Annotated in this window: 14 protein-coding genes; all 14 read left to right on the top strand. The window is 51.3% G+C overall.

What is annotated here, in order from left to right; all coding sequences use genetic code 11:
* The first annotated feature begins 27 nt into the window (after positions 1 to 27).
* The 14 genes from flgF to SCACP_RS16660 all read left to right on the top strand — a co-directional run bounded on the left by flgF (position 28) and on the right by SCACP_RS16660 (position 17,708).
* Positions 28 to 765 (top strand): flagellar basal-body rod protein FlgF, encoded by a 738-nt coding sequence (gene flgF / locus SCACP_RS16725; RefSeq protein ID WP_425058621.1) that lies wholly within the window; start codon positions 28 to 30, stop codon positions 763 to 765.
* A gap of 154 nt (positions 766 to 919) precedes the next feature.
* On the top strand, positions 920 to 1,702 hold the full coding sequence (gene flgG, locus SCACP_RS16720; protein WP_425058620.1) for a flagellar basal-body rod protein FlgG: 783 nt from the start codon (positions 920 to 922) through the stop codon (positions 1,700 to 1,702).
* Positions 1,703 to 1,711: 9 nt separating this feature from the next.
* Positions 1,712 to 2,683: a flagellar basal body P-ring formation chaperone FlgA gene (flgA, locus tag SCACP_RS16715; RefSeq protein ID WP_425058619.1), complete on the top strand. Its 972-nt coding sequence runs from the start codon at positions 1,712 to 1,714 to the stop codon at positions 2,681 to 2,683.
* A 23-nt stretch (positions 2,684 to 2,706) separates the two neighbouring features.
* The gene (locus SCACP_RS16710) at positions 2,707 to 3,291 is read left to right on the top strand and encodes a flagellar basal body L-ring protein FlgH (protein ID WP_425058618.1); all 585 of its coding nucleotides are present in this window, start codon (positions 2,707 to 2,709) and stop codon (positions 3,289 to 3,291) included.
* 10 nt (positions 3,292 to 3,301) lie between these two features.
* The gene (locus SCACP_RS16705; RefSeq protein ID WP_425058617.1) at positions 3,302 to 4,417 is read left to right on the top strand and encodes a flagellar basal body P-ring protein FlgI; all 1,116 of its coding nucleotides are present in this window, start codon (positions 3,302 to 3,304) and stop codon (positions 4,415 to 4,417) included.
* Between the two features lie 51 nt (positions 4,418 to 4,468).
* Positions 4,469 to 4,885, top strand: a complete 417-nt coding sequence (locus SCACP_RS16700; RefSeq protein WP_425058616.1) for a rod-binding protein — start codon at positions 4,469 to 4,471, stop codon at positions 4,883 to 4,885.
* A gap of 33 nt (positions 4,886 to 4,918) precedes the next feature.
* Complete coding sequence (locus tag SCACP_RS16695) at positions 4,919 to 6,334, top strand: phosphodiester glycosidase family protein (protein WP_425058615.1); 1,416 nt, start codon at positions 4,919 to 4,921, stop codon at positions 6,332 to 6,334.
* A gap of 69 nt (positions 6,335 to 6,403) precedes the next feature.
* Positions 6,404 to 6,715, top strand: a complete 312-nt coding sequence (locus tag SCACP_RS16690) for a biotin/lipoyl-binding protein (RefSeq protein WP_425058614.1) — start codon at positions 6,404 to 6,406, stop codon at positions 6,713 to 6,715.
* Positions 6,716 to 6,753: 38 nt separating this feature from the next.
* Entirely contained in the window at positions 6,754 to 8,586 is a 1,833-nt protein-coding gene (locus SCACP_RS16685) for a SpoIVB peptidase S55 domain-containing protein (RefSeq protein WP_425058613.1), read from the top strand.
* Positions 8,587 to 8,756: 170 nt separating this feature from the next.
* Entirely contained in the window at positions 8,757 to 9,527 is a 771-nt protein-coding gene (locus SCACP_RS16680) for an MlaE family ABC transporter permease (protein WP_425058612.1), read from the top strand.
* Between the two features lie 19 nt (positions 9,528 to 9,546).
* The gene (locus SCACP_RS16675; RefSeq protein WP_425058611.1) at positions 9,547 to 10,305 is read left to right on the top strand and encodes an ABC transporter ATP-binding protein; all 759 of its coding nucleotides are present in this window, start codon (positions 9,547 to 9,549) and stop codon (positions 10,303 to 10,305) included.
* On the top strand, positions 10,302 to 11,573 hold the full coding sequence (locus SCACP_RS16670) for an MlaD family protein (protein WP_425058610.1): 1,272 nt from the start codon (positions 10,302 to 10,304) through the stop codon (positions 11,571 to 11,573). Before SCACP_RS16675 ends, SCACP_RS16670 begins: the two co-directional genes overlap by 4 nt.
* 117 nt (positions 11,574 to 11,690) lie before the next feature.
* A complete protein-coding gene (locus SCACP_RS16665; protein ID WP_425058609.1) occupies positions 11,691 to 12,983 on the top strand; it encodes a TolC family protein in 1,293 nt (430 codons plus the stop codon).
* 381 nt (positions 12,984 to 13,364) lie between these two features.
* A complete protein-coding gene (locus SCACP_RS16660) occupies positions 13,365 to 17,708 on the top strand; it encodes a translocation/assembly module TamB domain-containing protein (RefSeq protein ID WP_425058608.1) in 4,344 nt (1,447 codons plus the stop codon).
* Positions 17,709 to 17,715 lie beyond the last annotated feature (7 nt).

Below are 17,715 nucleotides of genomic sequence, written 5' to 3'. Positions count from 1 at the left end.
AATAGATGAACGCGAGAGGTGATGTCAATGATTCGGGGTATTTATACGGCAGCTTCCGGTATGCTGGCGGAAACCACAAGGACCGATACGATTGCCAACAACTTGGCCAACGCAAATACTACCGGCTATAAAAAAGACATTGCCGTATCCAAAGATTTTGCCAGCTTGTTAATCCGGCGGATCAATGACGGCCAAGACGCGCCGGTTATCGGTACTTTAGGCATTGGCGCCATGATTGATCAAGTGGCCACCATACAAACTGCCGGCGGTATGCGTCCCACCGGCAGCTCCCTGGATTTTGCCGTTGACGGTAAAGGCTTTTTTGCTATTGAGACACCGGCAGGTGTGCGTTTTACCCGAAACGGCGCTTTTACCCGCAGCGCCCAGGGCGAGCTGGTTACTCATGAAGGGTACCGGGTACTTGGTCAAAACGGCCCGCTGAGAATTCCGGACGGAAAAATATCTGTTGACGGGTCTGGCAGGATAACAAATGGCGGTATTGCTGCCGGACAACTGCGTGTTGTTGAGTTTGCCGACGAACGCCAACTGGTAAAAGAAGGCGACAGTCTCTTCCGGGCGCCTGGCAACGGTCGTCCGGCTTCCGGCAACGTAGTACAGGGATTTTTAGAACAGTCCAATGTCAATGTAGTTTCCGAGATGGTTAATCTTATCGCCGGTTACCGGGCCTATGAAGTAAACGCCAAAACGGTGCAGGCTCATGACCAGCTTTTGGACAAAGCTGTCAATGAAGTTGGCAAAGTTTAACAGTTATTGACAATGAGTACTTAATTTTTGCTTATAGTCATACGATATTAACTATATATAGGGCTGGACCTGTGCGGAAGCCCTTGCGCCGCTGACCGACTGACGCGGCGGGTAATTTGACGCCCACTAAAAATATTTACGGGGGTAATAACCGATGATTCGTGCATTGTGGACTGCCGGGACAGGCATGGTCGCCCAGCAAGCTAACCTTGATATGATTTCCAACAATCTGGCTAACGTCAATACCACCGGCTTTAAGAAAAGCCGGGTGGAGTTTCAAGATCTTATGTATCAAACGCTCCGCCAGGCAGGCGCTGCTACCGGACCGGATACCCAACTGCCGAGCGGGGTTCAGGTTGGACATGGCGTCCGCGAAGTGGCCACGCAAAAACTTTACACTCAAGGCAACTTTCAAAATACCGGCAACGACTTTGACCTTGCTATTGAGGGCGACGGCTTCTTTCAAATAACTATGCCGGACGGCACACTGGCCTATACTCGTGACGGTTCGTTCAAAAAAGACTCTCAGGGCCGGATGGTAACTGCCGAAGGCTATCCGCTGGAACCGGCTATTACCATTCCCGAAAATGCCACGGGGATAACCGTTTCGTCTGACGGACTTGTTACTGCCACTTTATCTACCGGCACTCAAGATATAGGTCAAATTACCATTGCCCGTTTTGTCAACCCGGCCGGCTTAGAGAGTATTGGCCGCAATCTGGTAAAGGAAACTGCGGCTTCAGGCGCGCCGACGGTCGGCAACCCGGGAACCGACGGGGCCGGCACGCTGGTACAGCAATACCTGGAAATGTCCAATGTTCAAGTAGTAGAAGAAATGGTGAATATGATTGTTGCCCAGCGGGCTTATGAAGTAAACTCGAAAGCCATCCAGACAGCTGACGACATGCTGGGCCAGGCGGCTTCCTTAAAACGGTAGGAATGGCCTATGAAGAATAAATTATACCGGCTTACCATGGTAATTCTATGTGTTGCCGGTATATTATTTACCGGCAGTGCCCAGGCTCAAGGACTGACAATTGTTGTCGCCGCCGAATCACAGGTAACCGGGCCATACTTCACCCTGGGGGATATTGCCGGCATTAGCGGCGACGACAATGAGCGCATTAATGCGTTGCGGCAAATAAAGCTTGGACATGCTCCCGCGCCCGGCCAAAGCTTTGTCCTTACCCCGGAAATTTTATCCGCAAGGCTGAGTGCGGCAAATACCGATTTCACCGGTGTTAGCTGGCAAATTCCGCCCCAGTTTAGAGTAACGGCGTTATCTCAGCTTGTTAGCGGCCAGCGTCTGGCCGGTCAGGCCCGGGACTACTTAAACATGCGCCTTGCCGGCGGCGATGTGGAAATCACACCCATTGGCCAGCCGCAGGATGTTATGGTTCCGCCTGGTGATATTATGTTTAACATTGAACTGCCCTATGGTGTAAGGTATAATGCTCCTACCACCGTGATTGTGGGGATTACTGTTGCCGGGCAAACGTATGCCACCGTAAATCTTAGGTTTGACATTAAAAGATATGAACAAGTCGCAGTAGCCGGCCGCGCCCTGGCTGCCCGCGAGCTTATTACCGGGGATAACGTCGTCTTTGAGCGGCGTGATGTAGGGCGTATGCCACCGGGATATTTTACTGATCTTAAGAAAATACTAGGATTGGCAGTCAGCCGTCAGTTAGCTCCGGGGACAGCCATTACTGACAGCATTCTCAAAAAACCGGTGTTGGTTAAGCGGGGCAAAACTGTCAACATCGTCGCGCAAATTGGCGGCATCGAAGTAACTGTGCCGGGTATTGCCCAGCAGGACGGCAGTGAAGGACAACTTATCAGGGTGCAAAACGCCAACTCCAAAAAGGTAATTACCGGCCTGGTGGTTGATGCGGCAACCGTCCGGGCGCCGTTATAAAATGGAAAGCAAGGTGAGAAACGATGCGCAGATTTTTAGGTTTTTTACTGGCGCTTATGTTTATGATTGCGCCTGTTGCCTGTGCGCAGGCTGAGTCGTTATGGGTAGATAATTCGCCGGCTGCCAATCTGTTTAACGATCACCGGGCCCATGCCGTGGGCGATGTTATCACCATTATAATCAGCGAATCATCAAGCGCCAGCCGTTCAGGCAGCGCGTCAAACTCCAAATCGGCCAGCGCCAATCTTGATGCCGGTGTGGGTGTTTTCAATTTTTTTAACGCGGCAAGTTTCGGTACTTCGGACAGTTTTAAGGCCCAAGGTTCCATCAACAATACCAACAAGGTAACCGGCAGAATAACTGTCAAAATAACGGAAATTAAGCCGAACGGCCAGATGATTATTTCGGGTACCCAGAGCATAAAACAGAACGGCGAAGAACAAAAAATTACCATTACTGGCACAATTAGAGAAGAAGACATAACATCTGATAATACCGTGTTATCAAGCAATGTGGCTGAGGCCCAACTTAAAATCGACGGCAAAGGCCCGATTGCCGGCAAACAACGGCAGGGTATACTGACTCAGATTTTCAACTTCTTATTTTAACGGAGGATTTATGCGCAAATTAACAGCAGTGCTTCTGGTTGCCGTGTTGGCTTTCGGCATTGCGGCGCCGGCAGCTGCCGCCCCAATGCAAGTGAGCGCCCGGATTAAAGATGTGGCCAAGGTACAGGGGCTGCGCAACAACCAACTGGTAGGCTATGGTCTGGTCGTGGGCCTGGCCGGTACCGGCGATTCCAATAAAAGCACATTTACCGTCCAGTCGATTGCCAATATGCTCAAATCTTTCGGTGTTATGGTCAGCACATCTCAGCTGCAGCCCAAAAACGTGGCGGCGGTTATGGTAACGGCAAATTTACCGCCTTTTGCCAAACCGGGTGCTACTATTGATATTTCAGTATCGTCGATGGGCGATGCCAAGAGTCTGCAGGGCGGCACCCTTTTACAGACCCCGCTCAGAGCAGCTAACGGGCAGGTATACGCAGTAGGCCAGGGGGCGGTATCGACAGGCGGCTTTGCCGCCGGTGCCGGCGGCGCCAGTCAACAGAAGAATTTCCCAACCGTGGGTAACATTCCGAACGGCGCGCTGGTTGAGCGGGAAGTGGCCATGACATTTACCGACAATGATAAAATTACGCTGGTCCTCGATCAGCCTGACTTTACTACTGCCAACCGGATCAGCGAAGCCATTGACCAGCGCTTTGGCCAGATAACGGCTGCCAAAGACCCCGGCACGGTGGTAGTTAATATTCCTTATGATTATAACGCAAACATTGTCGGCTTTATTGCCGCAATTGAAGAGCTGGCCATTACGCCTGACAGTGCCGCCAAAGTCGTCATTAATGAACGTACCGGCACTGTTGTTATCGGCAGCAATGTGACAATTGACCAAGTGGCTGTCGCCCAAGGCGGCCTAAGTGTTAAAATTGGTCAGACAACCAAAGTATCGCAGCCACCGCCCTTATCCGGCGGCAGTACAGTTGTGACGACTGATACTACTGTCGACGCTAAAGAACAGCAGTCCAACCTTATCGTACTGCCGGCTGCGGCCAGTGTCGGTGACGTAGTGACCGCTCTCAATGCCGTGGGCGCGACCCCGCGTGATGTTATCTCTATTTTGCAAGCCATTAAAGCAGCCGGGGCCTTGCACGCCGAACTTCAGGTTATGTAAGCGCTGCAGGTGAGGTTATTAGCTTGTTCTGCTAAAGAGGTGAAATAAACTGTGAAGATAAGCGCCAACAATCTCATACAGCCCAACACCGGCCCCGGCACCCGCGGGAACGTCACACCTGACCAGGCTACGGCTTTTGCCGACAGGCTGGAAAAAGCCGTAGCCGCGTCTAAGCAGGCCGGAAACCCGGCTGCTTCCGACCCGGCCAAACGCAGCCAGGATGCTAAACTCAAGGCTGCGTGCCAGGAGATGGAAGCTGTATTTCTTAATATGATGCTTGCCAAAATGCGGGAAACTGTGCCAAAAAGCAAGCTTCTGGGCGACAGTTCGCAGGAGGACATTATGACATCGCTGCTAGACACCGAACTTACCAAAAATATGGCGAAAGCCGGCGGGATAGGGCTGGCCGACATGCTTTACCGCCAACTAAGTATAAATGAAATAAATAAAAGCCGGGCTGCCCGCTAGCCTGGCCTTTTTACTTAAAGGGAGTGTGAAGTTATGAACAAGTATTTATGGCGGCGTCTGCTCATGCTGGCTCTTATTGTTGTAATGGTCCGGAATGCGGCATGGGCGGCCCCGGCGGTAACCGTGGAAAAAATCCGGACAAGCCAAACAGCCGAAACCGTCCGTATCGTGTTTGATGTTAATGCCTTGCCTGAGTACAGCATAACAACGCTGGATAATCCGCTCAGACTGGTCATTGATATGCCGGGAGCCGTTAACCAAGCCGCGTCCCAGTATGTTTTCAACGACCCGACAGTCGGCAAACTGCGGCTTGGCGCCCCTGAACCGGGTAAGCTCAGAGCTGTCATTGATCTTAAGACAGTGTACATGTACAAAGTATTTACTTTGCAAAACCCCAATCGTCTGGTTATTGATATTATTAAAAACTATGAACAAAAACTGGTGGAAGAAGTGGCGCCCGGGATTAAATACACCTCCTGGCTGCGGAATACTGCCAGTGGTCCGGTCTGGTCCCATATCCTTGATGTTGATCCCAAGGCCGGATATATAGTAAAACCGGTCTTGTCAAACGGTGCTGTGCAAGGACTTGAACCGCTGACCCCCATGGCCGAGCGCGCCCGGGCCATAGCCGCTGTCAATGGTTCATACTTTGGTCTTGACGGTTCCATCATCGGTCTGTTAAAAATTGACGGCGAAATTGTCAGCACACCTGAGCTGCCGCGGACAGCGCTGGCCATCATGCCTGACGGCAAGCTGGTTATCGATCAGATAAATTATGAAGGCAATATCGAGCTGCCTGACGGTCGCACGGTGCCCATCAACGCCGTAAACCGGGAACGCGGCGAAAATGAACTGGTATTATATAACGGTTTATACGCTCCTGCTACCGGCACCAACAATTTCGGCATAGAATATGTGGTGGTAAACGGCAAAGTAGCTGCCGTTAACATTAATAACTCGCAAATTCCGGCTGACGGTGCGGTATTGTCGGCTCATGGCTCGGCTGCCAGGCTGCTGGCTTGTCTTAAAGTCGGCGATGCCGTCAAGGTAAACCAGACGCTGGGTCCGGTCGGGGATAAGGCTCGGCATGTTCTGGGCGCAGGGCCCATGCTGGTAAAGAACAACAGCGTATTTCTGACTACCAAGGTCGAAGAATTCGGATCAGACGTGGCTGGCGGCCGTGCTCCCCGGACAGCCATTGGACTTAAGGCTGACGGGCATGTTTTGGCGGTAGTTGTCGATGGCCGGCAAGATAACAGCATTGGGATGACGCTTTTGGAACTGGCGCTGTTTATGCAGGAATTGGGCGCACAAGACGCCATGAACTTAGACGGCGGCGGCTCAAGCGAGATGATGGTCAAAGGAAAAATTGTCAACAAACCTTCCGACGGCCGTGAGCGGCGGCTGGGCGATGCCTTGGCGATAGTTGCTTCACCTGTTGCTAATTAAGGAAAATGCGCTATAATGAAAGTAGAAGCAGACACCTTTACAGCAAAAACAAAAAGGCAGGTGTTATGTATGGCTCATAAAAAAAGTATAATAATCATTACTTTGCTGCTGGTTGTCGGAATCATGGCATGGTCGTTGGCTGCCGGACAAACAGTAGACCAGCGCGGCGTGCTGACAGGACGCGTCCTGTCAAATGGTCTGATTGCCCCCGGGGCAATGGCCCGGGAAGGTGATATTCTGGTATATGTTGACACCATAACCGGACCGGCGGTAGCCGTGCGCGCCAACGTTGACGGTATTGTCCGCGAAGTATTGGTCAAACCTGGCGACAAAGTCAGAACAGGTGATGTACTGGTAAGAATTGAACCATTCAAAAAATAACGATAACAGCAAACGGGGAAAACACCCTTGCGGGAAGGATGAATATATTGCTTAAAACCTTGAGGCGCTGCCTGGCAGCGCTGGTGGCGTTATTTGCAATGCTGCCGCTAGTTTATGTCCAGGCAGCGCCTGAATTTATGCCGGTAGACCAGATTGTCAAAGGCATGCACGGAGTTGCCAAGACTGTTGTTGCCGGCCGTAAAATCGAGGAATTCGGTGTGGAAGTTCTGGGAGTAATGAAACAAAAAGGCCCTTCAGGCGATCTAATTCTGGTCCGCACATATGGTGACGTCATTGAGCGAACCGGTGGTATTGCCCAAGGTATGAGCGGCAGCCCGGTATATATTAATGGCAAGCTGGCAGGCGCCATTGCCTACGGCTGGTCGCTGACCGACCACAAAATCGGCATGGTTACACCCATTGCCGACATGTTGAAACTGTGGGAAATGAATGACGGCAAAGCCAAACTTGAAAGCGGCTTACAACCGCCGGGTACTGCTGCAGCTACCCCGCTTATGGCGGCGGGCTTTGGGGAGCAAGCTCTTAACATGCTGGCCGACAAGCTTAAACCGTATAATCTAATCCCCTATGCCGTAAGCGGCAGCATGGCTGAAGAAAATAACGGCATTGCCTACAACAGAACAGTTGAACCTGGCAGCACTGTTGGCGTGCAATTGGTACGCGGCGATGTCAGCCTGGGAGCGTTAGGAACAGTTACTTATGTCGAAGGAGATAAAATATTGGCTTTTGGCCATCCCTTCCTCAAACGGGGGAATGCCAACTATTTCCTGACCGATGCTGATGTGTATACCACGGTAAGCGGCCTGGAAAACTCCTTCAAGGTGGGAACAACAACTGAGGCTATCGGTATGATTAACCAGGACAGGGGCGCCGGGATTGCCGGCAAGTTGGGGAATTTCCCCGGTATTGTGCCGCTAAGAATCAGTGTTACTGACAAAACGCTCAACCGGACTAACGATATGTGGGCCCAGGTAGTGCAAGATGAAGATCTGGCGCCTGCTTTGTCAGCAGTCACAGTATTTAACGCCATCGAGAAAACGAGCGACCGCGTAGGTTCAGGCACCGCTAAAATCAGCTTTGCAATTAGTGCTGCCGGTATTCCCGGTGATACGTTAACCCGGGAAAACATGTTTTATACCCAGGGGAATATTGGCGAGCTGGCGGTATCTGAATTGAATGAGGCGCTGGCGCTTTTGACCGGCAACCAGTTCAATGACGTTACTATCATGGATGTCAAAGTAAATGTCGAAGTTGACAGCGAACGGCGGACGGCCTCCATTGTTGAAGCCAGTGCCAGCGGCGCGACCGCCAAGCCGGGCGACAAGCTTGATATCGCTGTCAAAATCAAGCCGTTCCGTGGTGAGCCGCTGACCAGGCATATCACTTATACTGTGCCCGATAACCAGCCGCCGGGAACCTTGATGCTGTCAGTGCGCGGCGGCGGCATGATCTCAATGGCTTCATTAGTGGGCAAGCGGCAGACCGGCGAAGCAGACCTTAGTAAACTATTTGCTGTCAAAGCCCGGCCCAAATCTTTGGACGAAGCCATAAAAGAACTGGTTAACCGTGACCGCAACAACGATATTGTTGTTGAAGCTATTGATATGAATGTACCTGATTTTGCCTCACCGGCGGCAGGCCAAAATGCCAAGACGGTAACTGATAATTTTGAAACCAACCCCAGCCCGGCTTTCCCGGAAACGGCAGCCAAGAAGCCCGGTAAAACCGGACGCACCAACGCTGATGCTGCAAAGCCCTCCAAGGGCGATGACAGCAGAAGCAAAGTCTATATTACTACCGACTATATAATTGATGGTGACGCTCAGATAATGTTGACCATAACCAAATAAAAGCAATAGCCGCATCACGCGGCTATTTTGCTTTTATGGCAAGGAGGAGGGGATGTCGCGGAAAATTGCGGTAATACAAAATAACCGTGGACTAGCAGGGAATTACAAATTAATATTGAATACTATTAACCATTATCTGAAGATAGCCCAATTTATTAAGGAGCATGGTTATGCTTATTGAACTATTCGCCCGTACCGGGAGAATTGTCATTGGCTTTCTGGAAAACATTGGCCAGGTATTAATTCTGACCGGGCAGACTGTTTATCATTTACGTCATTTAAACAGCACGCTGCTGGTGCGGCAGATGGCGCACCTGGGAGCCGACTCGTTACCCATTGTCCTGTTGACGATGCTGTTTACCGGGATGGTTATGACGGTACAAACGGCCCATGAGTTTGTCAAATACGGGGTGCAGTCGTCAGTCGGCGGTTTGGTGGTGGTAGCCATGGGCCGTGAATTGTCACCGGTATTAACCGGCGTGGTGGTTGCCGGGCGGGTTGGGGCGGCCATTACGGCTGAAATCGGCTCAATGAAAGTAACCGAGCAGATTGACGCTTTACGGGTTATGGCGGTAAACCCTGTCGCCTACCTGGTAGTACCCAGGCTTGTCGCCTGCATGATTATGGCGCCGGTACTGGTTGTTTTTGCCGATGTTATCGGTACTGTCGGCAGCTATATGATTGCTACCATGTATCCTGGCATTACCTCCTTCACGTTCTTAAACTCGATTAAGGTTTTCGCCGTACCGCACGATATTATCGGCGGCCTGGTCAAATCAATGTTTTTTGGGGCTATTGTCGCTATCATCGGCTGCCACAAAGGTCTTACCACGGCACAAGGCGCCGAAGGGGTGGGGCAGGCGACCACAGCTTCGGTAGTGCTGTCGATTATTCTAATTTTTATCAGTAATTATTTTTTATCAGTATTACTGTACCGGTAGCAGCAAATGAGGTGCCGCTATGATTAAACTGGTCAATGTCAATATGAATTTCCGCGGCAAACAAACGCTCAAAGACATCAACCTGACAGTCGAGCCGGGGGAAATTATGGTAATTATCGGGCCCAGCGGCTCGGGTAAAAGTACCTTGCTCAGACTAATCATCGGCCTGTTAAAGCCGACATCAGGCGAAGTGTGGGTGAACGGCCGGGAAATTACCGGCATGACTGAAGATGAACTTAATAAAATCAGGCTGGGAATGGGGATGGTGTTCCAGTATTCGGCTTTGTTCGATTCTATGTCGGTAGGGGAAAATGTCGCCTTTGGCCTGAGGCAGCATACCGGTATGCCGGAAGAAGAGATCAGGCGGACGGTGCGCCGCAAGCTGCGCATGGTAGGATTATCAGGGCAGGAGAATGCAATGCCTAACGAACTTTCCGGCGGCATGAAAAAACGCGTCAGTCTGGCCAGAGCCATTGCCATCGATCCGCATATTGTTCTTTACGATGAGCCGACCGCCGGACTTGACCCCATTATGTCCAACACCATTGACCGGCTTATTGTCAGTACCAGGCGAATGATCGGCGCAACATCGGTAGTGGTTACCCATGATATGTCAAGCGCCTTTCGCATTGCGGACAGGATTGTCATGATTTATGGCGGCAGCATTATTGAAAGCGGCACCCCCGAAATGATAAAACAGTCGGAAAACCCCATTGTGGTTAAGTTTGTCCGGGGGGCAGCAAACTTACCGGAAAATAAAGGGAGGTCCAGAACATGAATACCGAGGCCAAGGTCGGGGCCATAACTCTTGCCGGCCTTGTTTTACTGGCAGGAATGATTGTATATCTCAGCGGCGTGAGCTTTGGCGACAAAGGCTACCCGGTACAAGCTGTTTTTGGCCAGGTAAACGGTCTGAAACCGGGAAACATTGTGCGGTACGCCGGCGTTGAAGTGGGTAAAGTCGCGGCTGTGCGGGTGCTGCCTGAAGGCGTAGCTGCCGATATTATGCTTAACCCTGGCGTAAAAATTCCGGTTGGCTCCAAGTTTGGCGTTGGCGCCGACGGCCTGCTGGGCGAAAAGTATGTAAATATTGTGCCGCCCCATGAAGTAAAGGGCTTTCTGGCGCCCAACGACCAGGTATACGGCGAGAACCCTCAGGGACTTGACGAGTTGATAGTAACGGCCAACCAGGTATTGACAGAAGTAAAAACATTGGTCAAGGCGCTCAATGATGTGCTGGCCGATGAAAAGGTTAAAGCGGCGCTTAAGGAAACGGCGCTGAATACGCGGGACATAACGGCTAATCTTAATAATCTGACAGCTACTTTGGCCAGACTGGCCGAGAACAATCAGGGCGACGTTACCGCCATGGCGGCCAACCTGAAAGCCATGTCGGCCAGCCTTAGAGACACGGCGGCCAGAGTGGATAAAATGGTAGCAAATGTTGACAACAACGGCCAAACGGCAGCCGACTTGCGGGAAACAATCGCCAATCTGAAACAGACCAGCACCCGGGTGGAAAAAATGGCTGCCGCTTTAGAAGGCGCGGTCACCGATCCCGATGCCGCCCGGAATATAAAAGAAACGTTGAAAAACGCCCGTGCTGCTACGGCCAAAGCCAGCCAAATGCTTGACAAAGTGTCAGAAATAAAGACTCAAGCCGGTGTTGAAGCGTTATATAATACCGAGACAGGAAAATATCAGAGTAACGCCGATATTACCATCAGCACCTCCCCAAACGACTTTACTGTACTCGGGGTGACTGATATCGGTGAAGCCGGCAAGTTTAACTTTCAACTCGGAAAACACACCCCGGCTTTTAACCAGCGGTTTGGTATTATTGACGGCAAAGCCGGAATTGGCGTTGATGCCAAGTTAGGGGACGAGTGGCGCATGTCGCTTGATGTTTATGATCCCAATGACGTGCGGGTCAAGCTTCGTACTCAGTACCGGCTGGCGCCTGATACTTTCATTGTGGGGCAGTCAGGGAGTATAAACAAGAAAGAAGACAATACATCCTATGTCGGCATACGCCGGGCGTTCTAACTATGACTCATACTCATTTCCGTTGACACCATCCAGGTTTTGGACATATAATTATAAGTGTTTGACTGAGCAGTCAGAGCCGAAAACACCATGATATCAAGGGGGCATTTAAATAACATGATACAGTTTAGATTATCGGGCCGTCTGACCAGACGCGTGTCGGCCTTGGTTGTCGGCAGTATGCTGGTGGCGGCAGCTATTCCGGGATTTGCCGCATCCGTTGAGCTTACTCTGGATGAGGCCGTTGCCATGGCACTCAAAAATAACCCCGCAATCAAGGCTGCAGAAGCCGATTTAGATAAGGCCAAATGGACGGTTGACTCTACTGAGTCCGGAAAAGAGCCCAAAGTAACCTATGGTTTTACCGGCGCCCGCTCCAAAACTCTGACGACCGGTACGGGCAACAGTTTCAGCAATCAGATTTCCTTATCGGTACCGTTAACTACCGGAGGAGATGTTGAGGGCCGTATTAAACAGGCAACACTGGGATTGAAATCATCTGAACTTGAATTGGACAGAGTCAAGCAACAACTCAAACTGGATGCCACCAGCGCTTATTATAGCTTGTTGCAAGGCCGCAACCTGGTTAAATTGAACCAGGAGTCGGTTGACCAAGTGGCTGCTCATTTGGCCAATGTTCAGGCCCAGTATGCCGCCGGTACGGTAGCCAAATCCGACGTGCTGCGCACCGAAGTGGAAAAAGCCAGTGCCGACCAAAATTTGATTAAAGCAGAGAACTCTTATGAGTTGGCCATGTCCAACCTTAATAATGTGATCGGACTGCCGCTTGATACTAAAATTACCGTTAATGAAGACTTGAAATATGAGAAGTTTGATAAGACCCTTGAAGAGTGTATTTCCATAGCGTTAGCCAATAACCCGCAAGTAGCCAAAGCTGATATTGCTGTAGATTCGGCCAAACAAGGGATCGACATTGCGCAAAGCGGCAACAAATTCAAGTGGACCTTAGGCGCCAATACTGCCTGGTCTGATACCGATTTTCCCGGTGTTGACAAAAATACGTGGGGCCTAAACGTAACCGGCAGTATCAATATCTTTGATTCCGGCCTTACCAAGGCCCAGGTAAACGCAGCCAAAAACGACGTGGCTAAATCTCTCGAAAATGCCCGTTCGACAAAAGACTCCGTTCAACTTGAAGTGCGCCAGGCGTACCTTAACATGAAAGAAGCCGAAAAACGCATTGATACCAGCAAGGTTGCCGTAGTGAAAGCCGAAGAGGATTTTAAAATTGCCCAAGTGCGTTACAATGCCGGGGTGGGTACTAACCTTGACGTTATTGATGCACAGGTTGCGCTCACTCAGGCCAAAACTAACTATGTACAAGCCCTCTATGACTATAACACCAGCCGCGCCAAGCTGGACAAAGCTATGGGCGTAGCAGTAAAATAAGTTAAATAGTTCAAGGATTACCTTGTCGATTTTGGCAAGGTAATCCTTTTTTTGCCTTTTAGTTCCAACCTCGCCATTGCGCCATTTCCCATGCACCATCTCGGGTGCACCAACAAGAATGAAAAGGGAGATTGCTTCACTGCGTTCGCAATGACGGTAGAGAAAGGGTATTCTTTTCGGTCATTGCGGGCACCGTCGCCTATGAGACTATATTTCGAAGCGGAAAGTCATGAATAGTGCTTAGTTAGGCATTACGGCATCGCAGCGCGGCAATCTTATCCCGCATCAACCCATGCAGACTAAAATTCCCGAGCCTGTCAGAAAGGAAGAACACGCTGCGGCGTCGAAGTAGTCAATACTTAGCAGGCTCAGGAGGCGCTCATGCGGACCAAAGCCATTACTTTAACTATTTTAACTATGATATTACTTGTTTTTGGCAGTGCTTTTGCCTGGTGGACCAACTACAGCCAGGCGGTGTTTGGGCAAATTGAATGCACGCTTGCGACCGGACTAACCAGTGCGCTCGGGACCAGGGTTGACATTGGTCAGCTGCAGGCAGCCGGGCTGACATCGGCTGTTGTAAATAACGTAACAATATTTGACAAACAAGGCCGGGAATTGGCTGCTATTGACCAAGTAACCGTTGAGTACAGCCTGCTCAGTCTGGTGCGTGGCCGGACGGCAATTGACGCAGTGCGTAACATTACGCTTACCCGTCCGAAGATTTTGCTGGTACGGGAAGCCAACGGCACATGGAACGCTGAATGTTTGCGGCAAAAGTCAAACCCTGACGGTCCTGTTTTTAATGGCCGGGTTGCCGTTAAACAAGGCACTGTGCAGGTGAGCGCGCCGCAAGGCGAGTGGAATTTTACCGGTGTCGACGGTCTGTTTGGCATTAACGGCAAGCAGTCTGTCGATTTTAAGCTGTCAGGCAGCGAGAACGGCTCTCATATAAACGCTCAGGGATTTATTGATAATCCTAAGAGCAGCCTGTCATTGACGGTTAAAGCCGGCCAAATTAACCCGGCCGCCTATGAACGCCTGCTACCTGCCGGAACAGACGTGAAGTTTACCGGCGGTGTGCTTGAAGCGGTAGAAGTCACCCTTGCTGACACTCCTGCCGGCTTAAGCTATGCCGGCGAGTTTGTGGTTAACGGTCTGGCCGCCCAAATAAACGGTGTGCCGGTTGAGCAAGCGCGCGGACGCGTGACTTTTACGCATAACAATGTCTACATACTGGGGGGCAGTGCTCTGGTTGCCGGCCAGCCGGTAACAGTCGGCGGCAAAATCGCCATAGCCGGGGATAAGCCGGTATTCAGCCTTACTGTCGGTTCGCCCGGATTTGATCCGGCAGTGGTTGCCAATAATTTGCCGTTTACCGGTAGTGTCGCCTTTGCCGCCGAAGTTGCCGGAACGATTGACAGTCCGCTGATTTCCGCGCAACTTAAGACAAGTGAAGCTGCTGTTGCCGGCTACCGGATCCAGGATGCCGCGGCTAAGGCCGGTTTTGCCCATGGTATATTGACTGTCAACGAATTTTCCGCCCGTATGTTGGGCGGCCAAGTGCATGGTCAAGGCGTCTATGACATCGCCAGTCAACGTTATCAGTTGCAGCTTGCCGGCGCCGGCATTGATATGGCCGCCGTCCGGGGATTGCCTGTCGAAATCAGCGGCAGCGGTGACGTCAATATTGCGGCCGGCGGACAAGGCAGCGACTGGCGTGCAGCCACGGCTACCGCCGATATAACGCTTAACGCCGGTAAAATCAACGGTACGCCGTACACAAAACTGGTGGGCTTTATTGACCATACCGGCTGGCAGACCGAGCTCAAATATTTTAATGCCCTGCTGCCGTCCGGTGTGATTGCGGCTAACGGGGTGCTTCAAGGTGACCGGCTTAACATCAACATTGCCGGACAGGGCGTAGAATTAAAAGACATACCTTATGCCACAGTCAAAGATATCAGCTTTTCCGGGACAGCCGGCTTTGACGGGACAATAACCGGCACGGTGGCCGATCCTCTACTCACTCTGAATTTCAACGTTGCCGGCCTCAAAATGAATGAACAACTGTTGGGCCAGGCCAGTGGCGGCCTCAAAGCCTCGCCCAGGGCCGTGGCTTTCGACCGAGTGATGCTTACCGACAGTGTTGCCGGTCATGAACTTACCGGTACTGTATTATTGGACGGTCCGCAGCCTGAACTTAACCTGCGGCTGACAACGCATTCGGCCAGGGCCGAGACCTTTGCCCGGCTGCTCATACCGGAAGTTAAGCTGACCGGTAATATTGACCATGAAGTAACCGTGACCGGACCGCTAACCAATGTGGCTGTCCAAGGCAAGGTAAAACTGACTGAAGGCAGCCTGGACGGTTACCTTATCGCCAAAGCCGAAGGTTCCTACCAGCGGCAAAACGGTGTAATAACAGTAAGCAATCTTGATATAAATTCTCTTAATACCAAAATTAAACTGTCAGGAACGGTTGCTCCCGACAACCGCCTGGACTTTGCTGTAACTGCCGAGGATATCGATCTTGCCCGGGTAAAGGCCAATTATCCTTACCCGGTATCGGGTAAAGCCAGCCTTGACGGCCATATAACCGGTACTGTGAAAAGTCCGGTGCTGACCGGCCAACTGACGGCGCCGGTCATGCTGCTCAACGGCCAGGAACTCAAAAATATCTTTGCCAGTGTAAGCTATCACGACAGTAATGTTGATATCCGGGAACTGCGGTTTGCCCAGGGAGCAGGCAGCTATGTTTTCGGCGGCACGCTTGATTTGCCTACCTCGGCCATTGACGGCCTGCTGCGGGTCGAAGGCGGTGAGCTGGCAGGTATTCTGGCGATTGCCAACCTGCCTGACCGCGGTATCCGTGGCAGCCTTAACGGGGAAATCGTATTAAGCGGTACCACGGCAAATCCTAACGTGATATTGCGGGGCGCGATTACCGGCGGCCGGATTAAAGATTATCCGCTTGATACCATTGATGTCGACGCTGAGCTTAACAACCGGGTAATAACCATCAATAAATTTACGGCCAAACAGGGAACGGACGGGTTACTGGCCGCCAAAGGCCGGGCCGACCTGGACGGGCAAATTGACCTTGAGGTCGGCGGGCGTGATATTGAGGCCGGAATTATCGCCGCCCTGTTCGACACTACTGTTGAAACCAAAGGCGTGTTTAGCTTCAATGCCCAGGCTGACGGTCCTGCTGCCGATCCTAACGTGGCGGTGTCGTTGGAAGTCAAAAACGGCAGCGTGGCTAACGCTGAATTTGATAACCTCTATGGGCTGTTAATTTTTAATCATGGCAGCATTCATGTCAATCAGTTGTTTGTGGCGCGCGGACCGTACAAAGCCAGTGCCTACGGCATAGTGCCGTTAAAGGCGTTGAACAGCCAGGGCCGTAGCCAGGCAGACATTACCGATAAGATGGACCTTAAACTGCGTCTTGATAACGCTGATTTGAGCATATTGCCCTTATTGACCAAAGACGTTGCCTGGGCGGCCGGGCCTACCGCCGGGGAAATCGCGGTAGGGGGCACACTGGCCAATCCGACGCTTAACGGACGGTTAAGGGCAGTCAACGGTACTGTCAAATTAAAAGCCCTGACCGATCCCATCCAAAATGTAGGGGTTGATATTGAGTTCGCAGGTGATAAAATAAATATAAATGACGTTGACGGCCAAATGGGGGGCGGCTCGTTTGCGTTAAGCGGTTCAGCCAGAGTAAATGGTCTGGCGCTTACCGACTACAACATTACGCTTACCCTAAAGCGCCTGGGAGTTAAACACAAATACTTCAGCGGGCCGGTGGATGGAGTGCTGTCATTAACCAGTCCCAACGACAGGCCGCGGATATCGGGCAAGCTGACTGTTGAGAACGCCACCGTCAATATTCCGGCTGTGCCTGACAGCGGTAAAATTGATTTTAATGCCGGCCTGGATGTTGAGCTGGTAATCGGCGATAAGGTCCGGATGTATAACCCTTATCTCTATGATTTCCGGGCTGAAGGCAAAGTTAAATTTTCCGGCTCGTTGCAAAGACCGGCGGCTTCCGGACGCGTGGAAGCGCAGCGCGGTACCGTCAAATATCTGACCAACCGCTTTACGATTGAGAGCGGCAGCGCCGAGTTCATTCAGTACCGCTCCATTGAACCGGTCATCAAGTTACAGGCCTCAACTAAACTTGAACAAACTACGATTAATTTGAATATTGACGGCCCGGTTACTGCTATGGACCTCAAACTGACCTCTGAACCGGCAATGAGCCAGCAGGAAATCATGTCGCTCCTGACCCTGCGCGGCGGGTATTTCACCAATTCCGGCAACCTGACCCAGGGCGGCCGGGACAGCGTTTTAGGGCGGGACGAATTAGTCAGCCTGTTGGACGCCGGACTGCAAATGCGCTTTATCGCTGAGATGGAAAGCACCCTGCAAAATACCCTGGGTGTTGACGAATTCCGGTTGGTCCGTTCTTCGCTGTTTGATATTTACAGCAAACGTACCAACGATGTGCAAACAGGCGATAATTTCCAGGGATATAATCTTGAAATTGGCAAATATCTGACCGATAAACTTTTGCTTAGTTATTCCATGGGCCTTGACCAGAAAAATAACAGTATAACGCTCCATTATGACTTAAACAAGCGTATCGGCATTGGCGGCACATTTGGCGGCGCCAATAACGGACTGTATACTCTTGAGACCAGGTTTAGATTTTAATAAAGGA

It is taken from the genome of Sporomusaceae bacterium ACPt (assembly GCA_041428575.1).
GTDB lineage: Bacteria > Bacillota > Negativicutes > Sporomusales > Sporomusaceae > Sporomusa_D > Sporomusa_D carbonis.
Note: the sequence above shows the minus strand (reverse complement) of the source record. Positions and strands in the feature narration are given on the sequence as shown.

What these genes read in the sequence shown, in the direction of transcription:
- flgF (WP_425058621.1), top strand. Translation starts at nt 28, where the DNA reads ATGATTCGGGGTATTTATACGGCAGCTTCCGGTATGCTGGCGGAAACC.
- flgG (WP_425058620.1), top strand. Translation starts at nt 920, where the DNA reads ATGATTCGTGCATTGTGGACTGCCGGGACAGGCATGGTCGCCCAGCAA.
- flgA (WP_425058619.1), top strand. Translation starts at nt 1,712, where the DNA reads ATGAAGAATAAATTATACCGGCTTACCATGGTAATTCTATGTGTTGCC.
- SCACP_RS16710 (WP_425058618.1), top strand. Translation starts at nt 2,707, where the DNA reads ATGCGCAGATTTTTAGGTTTTTTACTGGCGCTTATGTTTATGATTGCG.
- SCACP_RS16705 (WP_425058617.1), top strand. Translation starts at nt 3,302, where the DNA reads ATGCGCAAATTAACAGCAGTGCTTCTGGTTGCCGTGTTGGCTTTCGGC.
- SCACP_RS16695 (WP_425058615.1), top strand. Translation starts at nt 4,919, where the DNA reads ATGAACAAGTATTTATGGCGGCGTCTGCTCATGCTGGCTCTTATTGTT.
- SCACP_RS16690 (WP_425058614.1), top strand. Translation starts at nt 6,404, where the DNA reads ATGGCTCATAAAAAAAGTATAATAATCATTACTTTGCTGCTGGTTGTC.
- SCACP_RS16685 (WP_425058613.1), top strand. Translation starts at nt 6,754, where the DNA reads ATGAATATATTGCTTAAAACCTTGAGGCGCTGCCTGGCAGCGCTGGTG.
- SCACP_RS16680 (WP_425058612.1), top strand. Translation starts at nt 8,757, where the DNA reads ATGCTTATTGAACTATTCGCCCGTACCGGGAGAATTGTCATTGGCTTT.
- SCACP_RS16675 (WP_425058611.1), top strand. Translation starts at nt 9,547, where the DNA reads ATGATTAAACTGGTCAATGTCAATATGAATTTCCGCGGCAAACAAACG.
- SCACP_RS16670 (WP_425058610.1), top strand. Translation starts at nt 10,302, where the DNA reads ATGAATACCGAGGCCAAGGTCGGGGCCATAACTCTTGCCGGCCTTGTT.
- SCACP_RS16665 (WP_425058609.1), top strand. Translation starts at nt 11,691, where the DNA reads ATGATACAGTTTAGATTATCGGGCCGTCTGACCAGACGCGTGTCGGCC.
- SCACP_RS16660 (WP_425058608.1), top strand. Translation starts at nt 13,365, where the DNA reads ATGCGGACCAAAGCCATTACTTTAACTATTTTAACTATGATATTACTT.